The sequence below is a fragment of the Amycolatopsis sp. M39 genome (genome assembly GCF_001651785.1).
In the GTDB taxonomy this organism is placed as follows: Bacteria; Actinomycetota; Actinomycetes; order Mycobacteriales; family Pseudonocardiaceae; genus Amycolatopsis; species Amycolatopsis rubida.
On record NZ_LWSF01000021.1, the window covers coordinates 1 to 12694 of the forward strand.

Sequence of the window (12694 nt, forward strand, 5' to 3'; positions counted from 1 at the left end):
ACCGACCCGCGTCACGAGCCGGAAGAAACACCCCTACTACCGATTAGGAAACCAAGACCATGAACCGACGACGACACCCCTTCCCCGGCGGGCACTCGTTCCCCGGCGGACATCACGAACACGGAGAGCACGAAGAGCGCGGACGGTCCTCGTTCGGCCCCTGGGGCCGGGAATTCGGCGAGTTCGCCTTCGGGCCCGGCGGTCGCGGACGCCGCGGCCACGGTCCGGGCGGCGGACGCCGGGGCTCCCGGCGCGGCCGGCGCGGCGACGTGCGGGCGGCGATTCTCACCCTGCTCGCGGAACAGCCGCGGCACGGGTACGAGATCATCCGCGAGATCGGCGAGCGCAGCGGCGGGTTCTGGAGGCCCAGCCCCGGCTCGATCTACCCGACCCTGCAGATGCTGGCCGACGAGGGCCTGGTCGTGAGCCGCGACGAGAGCGGGAAGAAGCTCTTCGAACTCACCGACGAGGGCCGCGCCACCGCCGAGCAGCAGACCGGCACGCCGCCGTGGGAGCACTTCACCGACGACGTCGAACCGGTCGAGCACGACCTGCGCAAGGCAGGCGCGACGCTCGCCGCGGCCGTCGTGCAGGTGATGCGCGCGGGCAGCGAGACCCAGCAGTCCCGCGCGGTGGACGTACTCAACGAGGCACGCCGGTCGATCTACTCGATCCTCGGCGAGGTCGAGGACTCCGAAGACTCTCCGGCTTCGGCCGAGTCCGGAGAGGCAGCCGAGTGACCGGGCAGGACGAGGCCGGTGGGTTTGACGCGGCAGTGCACGCGATAACCCACCGGCAGCGTCACCTCGCCCGATCCCGGGTTCAAGCGGCGCGTGTCAGCGATCGCCCGCTGCGCGACCTTCGCGCTGAACTCGATCTTCAACACTGATTCCGCCGCGGCGAAATCCGCGAAGCGCCAACGCGTGCGTACGCGCCGGCAGTTGAAGCCGTGCGCGGCGAAGAACCGTTCCACCGCAGGCGGGTCGTAGTGCGGCAAATCCGCCCGCATCCACCCGCCGTACGGCTCGCTGGCCACGTCGAGGTCGACAATCATGATCGATCCTCCGGGCCGCAGCACCCGTTCCGCTTCGCGCAGTCCCGGTTCGCATCCAGGGCCGAAGAAATACGCGGTGCGCGCGTGCACGATGTCCACACTGGCGTCGTCCGCCGGCAACCGCTGCGCTCGTCCCACGCGGACTCGCACGTTCTCCAGATCCCGCACCCGTCGCTCCGCGTCCCGCGCGAGCGGCGGGTGCGGTTCGATTCCGAGCACCGATCGCGCGTCCGCGGCGAAAAGCGGCAAGTGGTATCCGTCACCGCAGCCGAGATCGAGAACGTCGAGACCGGTCCAGTCGCGCTCTTCGCGCAGTACGCGCCAGATCTCGCCGTCCGCGTCCTGCGCCCGGTTCTCCACGTCGTAAACGTGTTGGTAGTACCAGATGTTCGGGCTGGGAACGACTTCTCCGGACGCCGCCGGACCGCGGAACAACCAGCGCACAGGACTCCTCTCCGGTCCAGGGGCCCCGACGGGCGCGACATCTTTCCCGCTCAGAGCGTAGAACGCCGCTCGGCCGAATAGACTTCACCCTCTCGGGGAGGAGAACGCGATGTCGACCGACTGGCAACTCGCCCGCACGCTCCCGGCAGGCCTGCCCTGCTGGGTGGAGGTGGCGTGCCGCGACGAAGCCCGGACCCAGGACTTCTACACCCGGCTTTTCGGCTGGGAATACGAAACCCGGCGCGATCCGGCGTCGCCGACCGGGCGGTACTCGATCGGGTCGAGCGAGGGGGTTCCCGCCAGCGGCCTTTACCAGGCCGGAGCCCGCAGCGCGCCCGGCTGGACACTGCACCTCGCGGTGCCGCACACCGACAGCGCGGCCGAATGGGTCGAGCATCTCGGCGGCCAGGTGACGCTCGGGCCGATCGCGATTCCCGAGCGGGGGAGCATCCTGCACGCGATCGACGCGTGCGGCGCGCCGGTGGTGTTCTGGGAAGCCCCGCCGGACTGGCAGTTCGCGGGCGGCGTGCCCAACACCTTCAGCGGCGCGGACCTCAACACGCACGACGGCGTGGCCGCGGATCACTTCTACACCAAGCTGTTCAACTACTCGAACCGTCAGGTCGGCGACGGCGAAAGCGTTGACTATTCCGAATATTCCATTGAGCACACGGCAGTGCTCTACCGCTACACGATGGGTCCCGAGTACCGCCGGGACACTCCCCCGCACTGGCTCGTGTACTTCGAGATCGACCCGGCGCGCGGCGCGGACGCGGCGGCGGGCGAAGCGCTGATGCTGGGCGGTTCGGTCGTGATCGAGCCGTACGACACCCCGTTCGGCCGCACCGCGATCCTCGCCGATCCGGACGGCGCGGTGTTCGCGGTGATCGACCACTCGCGAGTGCTGGAAGACGTGGGCCGCGCCGAGGTCGACGACCCGTACGACGACTGAGAACTCAAGCCGGGACGAAGGCCGACAGCAGCAGCCACGACACGACGGCCGAGGGCAGCAGCGAGTCGAGGCGGTCCATGATGCCGCCGTGGCCGGGCAGCAGCGTGCCCATGTCCTTGATGCCGAGGTCACGTTTGATGAGCGATTCGACGAGGTCGCCGAGCGTCGCGGTGAGCACGATGGCCGCACCGAAGATGACGCCCTGCCAGGCGTGGCCGTCCAGCATCAGGCTGATCGTGAGCACGCCCGCGACGATGCCCGCGACCATCGAACCGGCGAAGCCCTCCCAGGACTTCTTCGGGCTGATCGTGGGCGCCATCGGGTGCTTGCCGCCGAGCACGCCGGCGATGTAGCCGCCGGTGTCGGAGGCAACGACGCCGATCAGGAACGTGAGCACGCGCCCGACACCGTCGTGCGGCGGCACGAGCATGGCCGCGAACGCGCCGAACAACGGCAGGTACGCGGCGGCGAAAACGGAAGCGCTGACGTCGCGCACGTAGCCCTTCGCACCGCCGGGCAACCGCCACAGCAGGCAGGCGAGCACGGTGAGCACGAACGCGGTGAGCGCGCCTTCCCGGCCGAACGGCCAGGCCAGCCAGATCATCGCCTGCCCGCCGACGAGCACCGGGATCAGCGCGACCCTGGTGTCCGCGACCCGGCGCAGCACGCCGGAGAACTCGAACGTGCCGACCGCGATCGCGGCGGCGATGACCCCGATGAAAATGAACCGGACGGTGAGCAGGGAAACGATGATCGCGGCCCCGAGCAGCAGCCCGACGCCGATCGCCGCGGGAAGGTTGCGCCCGGCCCGGGATGCCTTCTTCTCCGGTTCGGCCTTCCCGCTGGTCTCCGGACCGCCCCCGGACGCGGCAGGCCCGCCGTTCGCCGACTTGCTCGCGGGAACGCCTTTCGCGCCTTCGCCCGGCCCGCCTTGAGCGCCCTTCGCCGCCTTGCCCTCGGACGCGGCTTTCACGCCTTCGGCCAACCCGCCCTCAGCCGCGCCTTTCGTGCCCTTCGCCGACCCGCCCTTGGACGCAGCCTCCGCACTCTTCGCCAGTCCGCCCGCAGGAACGCCTTTCGCACCCTTCGCCGACCCGTCCCCGGATTCCGCGTGATTCCCTGCCGCAGCACCGGATTCCGCGCGCGCATTCGTCGCGGAGTCCGATTTTCGCTGCCCAGCAGGGGTTTCCGGAGCCGGTTCCAGCCGCGAAACCGGGTCCGGCTCGGCGGCCGGGCCCGGTGGCGGGGTGTCGCTCACCCGCTCGTCGCGTTCCTCGCTCACCTGGCTCATCAGACCTCGAGCAGCTCGGCTTCCTTGTGTTTCACCAGCTCGTCGACCTGGTGCACGTAGGTGTCGGTGAGGTTCTGCAGCTCCTTCTCGGCGCGCGCGACCTCGTCCTCGCCCGCTTCGCCGTCCTTCGCGATGCGGTCGAGTTCTTCCTTGGCCTTGCGGCGGACGCTGCGGATCGAGACGCGGGCGTCCTCGCCCTTGCCCTTGGCGACCTTCACCATCTCCTTGCGCCGCTCCTCGGTGAGCTGCGGGATGACGATGCGGATGACGTTGCCGTCGTTGCTCGGGTTGACGCCGAGGTCGGACTCGCGGATCGCCTTCTCGATGGCGTTCAGCTGCGTCTGGTCGTAGGGCTTGATCAGCGCCATCCGGGCCTCCGGCACATTGACGCTGGCCAGCTGGTTCAGCGGGGTCGGCGCACCGTAGTACTCGACGACGATGCGGGAGAACATCGACGGGTTGGCCCGCCCGGTGCGCACCGACGTGAGGTCTTCCTTCGCGACGGACACCGCTTTTTCCATCTTCTCCTCGGCGTCGAGGAGGGTCTCGTCGATCACGGCTACTCCCGGTGTTGTGTGGTCGGACCTGAGCTTGATCCCAGCAGGTCTAGGCGGACGCCTCGTCGGCGGGGGTCGAGACCAGCGTGCCGATCCTCTCACCGCCCACCGCGCGGGCGATGTTGCCCTCGGTGAGCAGGTTGAACACGATGATCGGCATCTTGTTGTCCATGCAGAGGCTGAACGCGGTTGCGTCGGCGACCTTGAGTCCGCGCTCAAGCACCTCGCGGTGGCTGATCTCGGTGAACATCTTCGCGTCCGGGTCGGTCTTCGGGTCCGCGGTGTAGACGCCGTCCACGGCCTTCGCCATCAGCACGGCTTCGCAGCCGAGTTCGAGCGCGCGCTGCGCGGCGGCGGTGTCGGTGGAGAAGTACGGCATGCCGACGCCGGCGCCGAAGATGACGACGCGGCCCTTTTCCAGGTGCCGTTCCGCGCGGCGCGGGATGTAGGGCTCGGCGACCTGGCCCATCGTGATCGCAGTCTGCACGCGGGTCGGGAGGCCTTCCTTTTCGAGGAAGTCCTGCAGCGCGAGGCAGTTCATCACGGTGCCGAGCATCGCCATGTAGTCGGCGCGGTCGCGGTCCATGCCGCGCTGGGACAGCTCCGCGCCGCGGAAATAGTTGCCGCCGCCGATCACCACCGCGATCTGCACTCCGGTGCGCGCGACGTCGGCGATCTGCTGGGCGACGGAGTGCACGACGTCGGGGTCGACGCCCACCGCGCCGCCGCCGAACATCTCGCCGCCCAGTTTCAGCAGCACCCGGCGGTATCCGCCCTTGACCCGGTCCTCACCCATGTCTGTCGCCTCCTGCCCCTCGGTAGACCCGACTGTGCCCCGTCCCCGATGCGCGGAGACGGGGCACAGTGCCAGAATCTAGTCCCAGTGCCTCGCTCAGGCCTGTCCGACCTCGAACCGGGCGAACCGGGTCAGGGTCACGCCGGCCTCGTCGAGCAGGGCCTTGACGGTCTTCTTGTTGTCCTTGACCGACGGCTGCTCAAGCAGCACGTTGTCCTTGTAGTACGCGTTGACCTTGCCCTCGATGATCTTCGGCAGCGCCTGCTCGGGCTTGCCTTCCTCGCGGGCGGTCTGCTCGGCGATGCGGCGCTCGTTCTCGATGATCTCGGCCGGCACCTCCTCGCGGGTCAGGTACTTCGCGCGCAGCGCGGCGACCTGCATCGCGGCGCCGCGGGCGGCGTCGGTGTCGTCGCCGGTGAACTCGACCAGCACGCCGACTGCGGGCGGGAGGTCGGAGCCGCGGCGGTGCAGGTAGGTCGCGGTCTTGCCCTCGAACGACACCACGCGGCGCAGCTCGAGCTTCTCGCCGATGCGGGCCGACAGCTCCTGCACGACCTCGTTGACCGGCTTGCCGTCCAGGTCGGCGGCCTTCAGCGCCTCGACGTCGCTGGACTTCAGCGCCTTCGCGGTCTCGACGATCTTCGCCGCGAGCTGCTGGAAGTCGTCGTTCTTGGCGACGAAGTCGGTCTCCGAGTCGAGCTCGATCATGACGCCGCCGTCACCGGCGACCAGGCCCTCGGCGGTGGCACGCTCGGCGCGCTTGCCGACGTCCTTGGCACCCTTGATGCGCAGGAACTCGACAGCCTTCTCGAAGTCGCCGTCGTTCTCTTCGAGGGCCTTCTTGCAGTCCATCATGCCCGCGCCGGTCATCTCGCGCAGGCGCTTCACGTCAGCGGCGGTGTAGTTCGCCATCGTGTTGAATCCGTCCGTTTCAGGTACGTGTGCGGTGAGCGCCGTCCGGGCGGCCCTGCGCGGACCGCCCGGACGGGGTGGATCAGGAGTTGGCCGGAGCCTGCTCGCCGGTCGCTTCCGCGGTCTCAGTCGCGGCGGCGGCCTCGGTCGCGACGGCGGTCTCAGTCGCCGCGGCGGCCTCGGTCGCGTCAGCGGCAGCGGTCGCGTCGGCGGCAGCGGTCTCCGAGCCCGCGAGGAGCTCCTTCTCCCACTCGGCCAGCGGCTCGTCCGAAGCACCGGTCTCCGGCTTCGCGTCGGCCGAGGCGCCGTTGCGGCCGGAACGGGCCATCAGCCCGGCCGCGGCGGCCTCGGCGACGACCTTCGTCAGCAGCGCGGCGGAACGGATCGCGTCGTCGTTGCCCGGGATCGGGTAGTCGACCTCGTCCGGGTCGCAGTTGGTGTCGAGGATCGCGACGACCGGGATGTTGAGCTTGCGAGCCTCGCCGACGGCGATGTGCTCCTTCTTGGTGTCGACGATCCACACCGCGGACGGCACCTTGGCCATGTCCCGGATGCCGCCCAGGGTCTTCTCGAGCTTGTCCTTCTCGCGGGTCAGCGTGAGGATCTCGCGCTTGGTCAGGCCGGTGAAGCCGCCGGTCTGCTCCTGGGCTTCGAGCTCCTTCAGGCGGAGAAGGCGCTTGTGGACGGTCTGGAAGTTGGTCAGCATGCCGCCGAGCCAGCGCTGGTTCACGTAGGGCATGCCCACGCGCGCGGCCTCGTTGGCGATCGCTTCCTGAGCCTGCTTCTTCGTGCCGACGAACATGATGGTGCCGCCGTGCGCGACGGTTTCCTTGATGAACTCGAACGCACGGTCGATGTACGTCAGCGTCTGCTGCAGGTCGATGATGTAGATGCCGTTGCGCTCGGTGAAGATGTAGCGCTTCATCTTCGGGTTCCACCGACGGGTCTGGTGCCCGAAGTGCACGCCGCTGTCGAGCAGCTGCTTCATGGTGACGACGGCCATTGCCGGAATCACACCTTCTCTGTAGTCGCGCGCTCCCGCTGTCGGTTTTCGATCCGCCCGCGGGGGCGCTGTTCCGGTTAGTCGCCCGCGACCGGGAGGTCGTGAGCCCTGGTGCCGTAGCCGATGCCCGGACCCGTGGGTTCGGTAACGCGAAACCCCAGGGACCGCCGGACACCGTGCGCCCCTCCGTCCGGGTTCCCGCCAGAAACGGCCCGTCCGGGGACGCGCGCACGTGCACGCGAAGTCAGCCCAGCGAGCGGGCTGCGGGATTGATTCTACCCCCTGCCACCAGGCCCGCCCCTGCGGGCAGCCTTCGCCCGGCCCGGGGTTGTCCACAACTGTGTCCGCCTGTGGACAACTAGCGCCGAGCAGCGGAGTTTCGTCGGTCGGTGGCTGAGGATGGGGACATGACCACTACGCGATCTTTTCCCGTTACCGCCGCTGCTTCCCGCACCGCCGATTCTCCTGCGACTGCCCCGTTGCGTTCGCCCTCGACGCCGGCCCCTTCGCCCGCTGCCGCCGCAGCTTGCCCCGCCGATTCCCGCACGGCTCCCCCGCTGCATTCGCCCTCGACGCCGAGCACGACCAGCTCAACGCCCTCCCCTGTTCCTCGCCGGGACAGAGAGGCGAGCAGCCAATCCGGTCCCCCGCTGAATCCGTCGTCGCTCGATCCGTCGTCGGTGTGGTCGGCGGGCTCGACGGGGTCGGCAGGCTCGACGCGGTCGGCAGGCTCGACGCGGTCGGCAGGCTCGACGGGGTCGACGCGGTCGGCAGGCTCGACGGGGTCGACGCGGTCAGCAGGCTCGACGCGGTCAGAGGCAGGATCGGCAGCGACAGCGCCGGAAACGCCTCACCCGGTGGTCCTGGCAACCACCGCTCTGCTCACTCGGCACCCACCCGCAGCCGCCCTCCTGAGCCAGGACGACACGATCCCGCCCGCCGTCCCGGCGCACTCGCTCCCTCGAAGCGGCCGTCACCGCAGACCGCCCGCCAGACCGCCGAGAATCCGCGCCACACTCCGCCGCGCTTGGACCCGCGCGACCTCCGCCGCGAATGCTGCCAGCCGCTACGCCCTCTTCGCCTCACGTCGGCTCATCCGCCCACCCCGCCCAGGGACCGTCGTTCTCCCGCCGCGGATCCGAATCTCCCTGCCCTGCGATTTCAGCTGGGGCCACCCGCCCCTGCGGCTGGCCGGAGCAGGCGGCGAACTCCCGCCGTTCAGCCTCCGCGGCCGCAGAAACATCACCCGAACGTGGCTGATCCTGGCGACAGTCTTGACCCTGTCCGCAGGCTCGGCAGCCCTGCTCCACTCGCGAGCCGACGCCGCGCCCCGCCAGCCCGTTCCGGAAGAACCCGGCCGCCTGGCCTGGCCTCTGACGCCCCGCCCGCACGTCACCCGCGACTTCGAACCGCCCGCGACCCCGTTCGGTCCAGGCCACCGAGGCGTAGACCTGGAAGCCGCCGCCGGGCAACAGGTGCTGGCCGCGGACATGGGAGTGGTGGTCTTCGCCGGTCAGGTCGCAGGCCGAGGAGTGGTCGCCGTAGACCACGACGGCGGCCTCCACACGACCTACCTCCCGATCACCCCGGCAGTCGCCGCCGGAGACCAGATCTACCGCGGCCAGCCTTTGGGAACCGCCGCCCCAGGCCACCCCGGCTGCCCGACCGCCGCCTGCCTGCACTGGGGAGCCCGCCGCGGCACGGAATACATCGACCCGCTCGCCTTGGTCGGCACCCCCAGCCGGGTACGCCTCAAGCCGTGGGCCGAAGGCCCGTGACACCAACGCAGCCGCCGCCCCGCCCGCTGCCGGCTGATCGATCCGAAGGAGGTCGATAGGCTCAAGCCGCTGCCATACCGAACCTGGTCCGCTCCGACCGCGCCCATGCACGCTCCGCGTGTGAGAACCCCTGCACCGGACAGCCTTGCGGCCAAGGCAATCGCCCGCGCACCGGTCGCGGATCCGCGGGTCAGCCGCTGGGTTGCTCCATCAGCTTGGCGCGCAGCCGCATCACCGCACGGGTGTGCAGCTGGCTCACCCGGGATTCCGTGACTCCGAGGACCTTGCCGATTTCCGCCAGGGTCAGGCTCTCGAAGTAGTAGAGGCTCACCACGATCTTGTCCCGCTCGGTCAGCTGCGCGATGGCTTCGGCGAGCTGGCGGCGGTTGTCCTGGTCCACGAGGACGGCCACCGGGTCGACCGCGCCGTCGTCGGGGAGGGTGTCGACCAGCGAGCCGGCGTCTTTGCCCGCGGCGACAAGGTCTTCCAGCGCCACCACGCTGGTGAGGCGGAGCTGGCCGTAGAAATCGCGCAGGTCGTCGAGGCTGATGCCCATTTCGCCGGCGAGTTCGGCGTCGGTCGGGGTTCGGTGCAGACGGGCGCCGAGGCGTTCCAGGGCGCGGGCCGTTTCCTTCGCCTTGCTGCGCACCGCGCGCGGGACCCAGTCCTGGGAGCGCAGGTCGTCCAGGATGGCGCCCCGGATGCGTTGCATCGCGTACGTTTCGAAGCGCAGGCCGCGTTCCGGGTCGAACTTCTCGATCGCGTCGACCAGCCCGAAAATGCCCGACTGCACGAGGTCGCCGACGTCTACGTGCGTCGGCAGACCGGTGCCGACCCGGCCCGCGACGTACTTCACCAGCGGTGCGTAGTGCAGCACCAGCCGGTCGCGCGACGTCTGGTCCGGTTTGTCGGCGAACTGCTGCCACAGCGCCTGAATCCCCGCGTCGACGTCCTGACCAGGACGACCGTCCCCGTTGACGGCGTCCTGCACGCCGGGGCGTTCCGCCCCGGCTTCCGTGACCTGCGACGTGGAAGTCATTGCACGGTCGTTCTCGGCGTGCTGCTCAGTGTGGTCTCCGTGCTCGTGCGGATGCGCGTGCGCCGGCGGTTCGGCCCTGCCGTCCCCGGCCGAGCCGCCGCCGGCCTCTTCAGGCCCGCGGGTGTGCTCGGTCATGGATCGCCTTCAGCCGATCGACGGTCACATGAGTGTAGAGCTGGGTCGTGGCCAGCGTAGCGTGACCAAGCAGTTCCTGAACGCTCCTGAGATCGGCACCTCCTTCGAGCAGATGCGTCGCGGCGGAATGCCTTAGCCCGTGCGGCCCCATGTCCGTTGCGCCCGGCACCGCGGCCACCGCCTCGTGCACCACCCGGCGCGCCGCGCGCGGGTCGAGGCGCTTGCCGCGAACGCCCAGGAAAAGCGCCGTCAGCGGCGTTTCCCCAGCCAGCGCGGGCCGTCCGTCCTCCAGCCACGCGGTCAGCGCCCCGGCCGCCGGGACGCCGAACGGAACTGTCCGCTCCTTGTCCCCCTTGCCCACCACCGAAACCACGCGGCGGGAAAAGTCCACGCTGCCGACGTCTAGTCCGCACAGCTCCGACACCCGAATGCCGGTTGCGTACAGCAATTCGACCACTGCGCGGTCACGCAGAGCGACCGGATCCCGTTCGGCTGCCCCTTTCGCGGAGGCGTCCATGAGCGCGTCAGCCTGCTCGGCACGGAGCACGCCGGGCAAGGTCCGGTGCGTGCGCGGCGCGGCAAGCCGGCCGCCCGGGTCCGACTCCAGCAAACCGGTGCGGTGCGCCCAAGCCGTGAACGTGCGCGCAGCCGCGGCGCGGCGCGCGAGGGTGGTGCGCCCGGCGCCGTCCGAGCGCTGCCCCGCGAGCCACGCGCGCAGCTGCGTGACGTCCAAGTCCTCAAAGCTCCGCGCGGGACGGTCGCCCTCCCCCACGGTCAGGAACGCCAACAGCGAAACGACGTCGCCGACGTACGCGCGCACGGTGTGCGGCGACAGCCCACGCTCCAGCGACAGATGCCGTTCGTAACCGGCCACCACCGATTCGGCGGACTCCGGCAATTCGGCGCGAAGTGCCCGAAGATCGGGTCGTGGCGGACGTTTCCGGTGTCCACCGGGACGCGGGACCGCGTCCTTGCGTGCACTCGCTGACGGCATGGCGGTTACGCTGCGCGAACCATCGCCATTGGTCAAGCATCGCCACGCCCATCATCGGATGGCCGTTCGGACGATCTGCCGCCAACCGGTCTCGCCGCGCACCGCGAAGCCGTCGATTTCCAGTGCGGGCAACAAGGCGCGAACTCGGGAAACGGGCACCCCAGCGCTTTCCGCGACCTCTTCCGGAGCCCTGCCCGCCCGGGGAAGCAGCGCGTCGTAGACCCGCGCCGCCTCCGGGCCGAGATTGTCCGTGGGCCGCCGGTTCGGCTCAGCGGCCGGAGCCGCGGTGCCGAATCGGCCCACGGTTTCGAGCACCTCGTCGACTGAGGTGACCAACGTGGCCTTGCAGTCCCGGATCAACGCGTGGCAACCGGCTGAACTGCCCGAATGCACTGATCCCGGCAACGCCATCACGACCTTGCCAAGCGCACCCGCGATAGTGGCAGTGTTGCGCGCACCGCTACGAATTCCGGCCTCTACAACGACTGTGCCGTCGGTAAGACCTGCTATAAGACGGTTTCGCACCAGAAATCGATGTCGCGCGGGCGGGGTCTTCGGTGCGTACTCGCTGACGATCGCGCCGCCCTCGGCGACGATGCGGTTCAACAAGTCGCTGTTTCCCGCGGGATAGGCATAGTCGACCGCACAGCCGAGCAGCGCAACCGTGACCCCACCGCCGCTGAGCGCGCCTCGGTGCGCGGCAGCGTCGATGCCCAGGGCGGCACCGGAGAAGACCGGTACTTGGCGGGCTGCCAAGGCGTGGCCGATCTCGACGGCGTTGTGCAGACCGTAGTCCGTGGCCATCCGAGCGCCGACGACCGCTACCGCGCGGTCCGCGACTTCGGCCAGGCTCACGTCGCCGCGCACCCAGAGCCCGAGCGGTGCCGCCACGTGCTTCACGCCGTTTCCCGTTGCTACCGCAAGCGAGAGCAGTGGCCACGCGGGCCATTCGTGGTCTTCGGGGACCACGAGCCGGGCACCGGCTTTGGCGGCTTCCTCAAGATCTTGTTCCGCGATCGTGGATTCCCGCCGCGCGGCCGTTTCGCGAAGCACCTTTTCGGGACAGTCCCCGGCCTGGACGCGCCCGGCGGCCGCGACCGGGCCGTGTTCGCCGACGAACTCCAGCAGGTGCGGTGCCGGTGGTTCAGCGACGCCGAGCAGATACGCGCGGGCGAGCCGTTCTGAATCGGTCGCCGTGGTCTGGTCCTCGACGGCGACGCTCACGCCGCACCTCTTCGGCCACTGGGATTTTCGGGGCGGACAACGGCAAGGTGCCGATGCAGCGCCAACCGTTCTCGGACCCGGACCGGGTCGTGTTCGGGGCGGACTTCCCGGCGGCGGACCGGATGCAGATGCCGGGCGATCTTGTGCTGCGGCGTCTTCGGCCTGCGGTGCCGGGTGCGCTGGGACGAGGACGGGATGGCTCGGTTGGACATGGTGCTTTCCTTTCGCCGGGGTTCCGGACGGGCAGGTTTGCCGGTCCGGGGCTTAGAACACAGGCTCGGGGCTCGGGGCTCGGGGCTCGGACTGAGGCTGGGGCTGGGGCTGGGGCTCGGCCTGAGGCTGGGACTCGGACTGAGGCTGGGACTCGGACTGGGACTGGGACTGAGGCTGGGGCTCGGACTCGGCCTGAGGCTGGGGCTAGGGCTGGGGCTAGGGCTAGGGCTAGGGCTGGGGCTGGGGCTAGGGCTGGGGCTAGGGCTAGGGCTGGGACTGGGACACAGGCTGCCGGGCTGGAG

13 protein-coding genes are annotated in these 12694 nt (G+C 69.8%); 3 read left to right on the plus strand and 10 right to left on the minus strand.

The window, feature by feature from the left end:
* Positions 1 to 59 precede the first annotated feature (59 nt).
* On the plus strand, positions 60 to 740 hold the full coding sequence (locus tag A4R44_RS32505) for a PadR family transcriptional regulator (RefSeq protein ID WP_198545526.1): 681 nt from the start codon (positions 60 to 62) through the stop codon (positions 738 to 740).
* Here the strand turns inward: A4R44_RS32505 and A4R44_RS32510 are convergent.
* Positions 665 to 1498 (minus strand): class I SAM-dependent methyltransferase, encoded by an 834-nt coding sequence (locus tag A4R44_RS32510; RefSeq protein ID WP_067589166.1) that lies wholly within the window; start codon positions 1496 to 1498, stop codon positions 665 to 667. The genes A4R44_RS32505 and A4R44_RS32510 overlap by 76 nt on opposite strands.
* Positions 1499 to 1607: 109 nt before the next feature.
* Here A4R44_RS32510 and A4R44_RS32515 point away from each other — a divergent pair, with 109 nt between their 5' ends.
* Positions 1608 to 2450 (plus strand): VOC family protein, encoded by an 843-nt coding sequence (locus tag A4R44_RS32515; RefSeq protein WP_067589167.1) that lies wholly within the window; start codon positions 1608 to 1610, stop codon positions 2448 to 2450.
* A 4-nt stretch (positions 2451 to 2454) separates the two neighbouring features.
* Here A4R44_RS32515 and A4R44_RS32520 read toward each other — a convergent pair whose 3' ends face one another.
* The 5 genes from A4R44_RS32520 to rpsB all read right to left on the minus strand — a co-directional run bounded on the left by A4R44_RS32520 (position 2455) and on the right by rpsB (position 7009).
* Positions 2455 to 3435 carry a phosphatidate cytidylyltransferase gene (locus A4R44_RS32520; protein ID WP_369805985.1) on the minus strand — a complete coding sequence of 327 codons (981 nt, stop codon included), beginning with the start codon at positions 3433 to 3435 and terminating at the stop codon, positions 2455 to 2457.
* Positions 3436 to 3740: 305 nt separating this feature from the next.
* Positions 3741 to 4298 carry a ribosome recycling factor gene (gene frr / locus A4R44_RS32525; protein WP_067589171.1) on the minus strand — a complete coding sequence of 186 codons (558 nt, stop codon included), beginning with the start codon at positions 4296 to 4298 and terminating at the stop codon, positions 3741 to 3743.
* 49 nt (positions 4299 to 4347) lie between these two features.
* The gene (gene pyrH / locus A4R44_RS32530) at positions 4348 to 5094 is read right to left on the minus strand and encodes a UMP kinase (protein WP_067589173.1); all 747 of its coding nucleotides are present in this window, start codon (positions 5092 to 5094) and stop codon (positions 4348 to 4350) included.
* Between the two features lie 96 nt (positions 5095 to 5190).
* Complete coding sequence (gene tsf / locus A4R44_RS32535) at positions 5191 to 6006, minus strand: translation elongation factor Ts (RefSeq protein WP_067589176.1); 816 nt, start codon at positions 6004 to 6006, stop codon at positions 5191 to 5193.
* Between the two features lie 82 nt (positions 6007 to 6088).
* Positions 6089 to 7009, minus strand: a complete 921-nt coding sequence (rpsB, locus tag A4R44_RS32540; protein WP_067589181.1) for a 30S ribosomal protein S2 — start codon at positions 7007 to 7009, stop codon at positions 6089 to 6091.
* Between the two features lie 1301 nt (positions 7010 to 8310).
* On the opposite strand from rpsB, the gene A4R44_RS51050 reads away from it, so the two are divergent.
* The gene (locus tag A4R44_RS51050; protein ID WP_232791889.1) at positions 8311 to 8787 is read left to right on the plus strand and encodes a murein hydrolase activator EnvC; all 477 of its coding nucleotides are present in this window, start codon (positions 8311 to 8313) and stop codon (positions 8785 to 8787) included.
* 190 nt (positions 8788 to 8977) lie between these two features.
* On the opposite strand, the gene A4R44_RS32550 is transcribed toward A4R44_RS51050, so the two are convergent.
* From A4R44_RS32550 to A4R44_RS49445, 4 genes are read right to left on the minus strand one after another with little or no spacing between them, the layout of a single operon-like run.
* Positions 8978 to 9961: a FliA/WhiG family RNA polymerase sigma factor gene (locus A4R44_RS32550; RefSeq protein ID WP_093576980.1), complete on the minus strand. Its 984-nt coding sequence runs from the start codon at positions 9959 to 9961 to the stop codon at positions 8978 to 8980.
* Positions 9936 to 10955 carry a tyrosine recombinase XerC gene (locus A4R44_RS32555; RefSeq protein ID WP_067589183.1) on the minus strand — a complete coding sequence of 340 codons (1020 nt, stop codon included), beginning with the start codon at positions 10953 to 10955 and terminating at the stop codon, positions 9936 to 9938. The genes A4R44_RS32550 and A4R44_RS32555 overlap by 26 nt, the downstream gene beginning before the upstream one ends.
* Before the next feature lie 51 nt (positions 10956 to 11006).
* Positions 11007 to 12179 (minus strand): DNA-processing protein DprA, encoded by a 1173-nt coding sequence (gene dprA / locus A4R44_RS32560; protein ID WP_067589185.1) that lies wholly within the window; start codon positions 12177 to 12179, stop codon positions 11007 to 11009.
* The gene (locus tag A4R44_RS49445; protein WP_143132630.1) at positions 12176 to 12391 is read right to left on the minus strand and encodes a hypothetical protein; all 216 of its coding nucleotides are present in this window, start codon (positions 12389 to 12391) and stop codon (positions 12176 to 12178) included. Before A4R44_RS49445 ends, dprA begins: the two co-directional genes overlap by 4 nt.
* Positions 12392 to 12694: the final 303 nt, after the last annotated feature.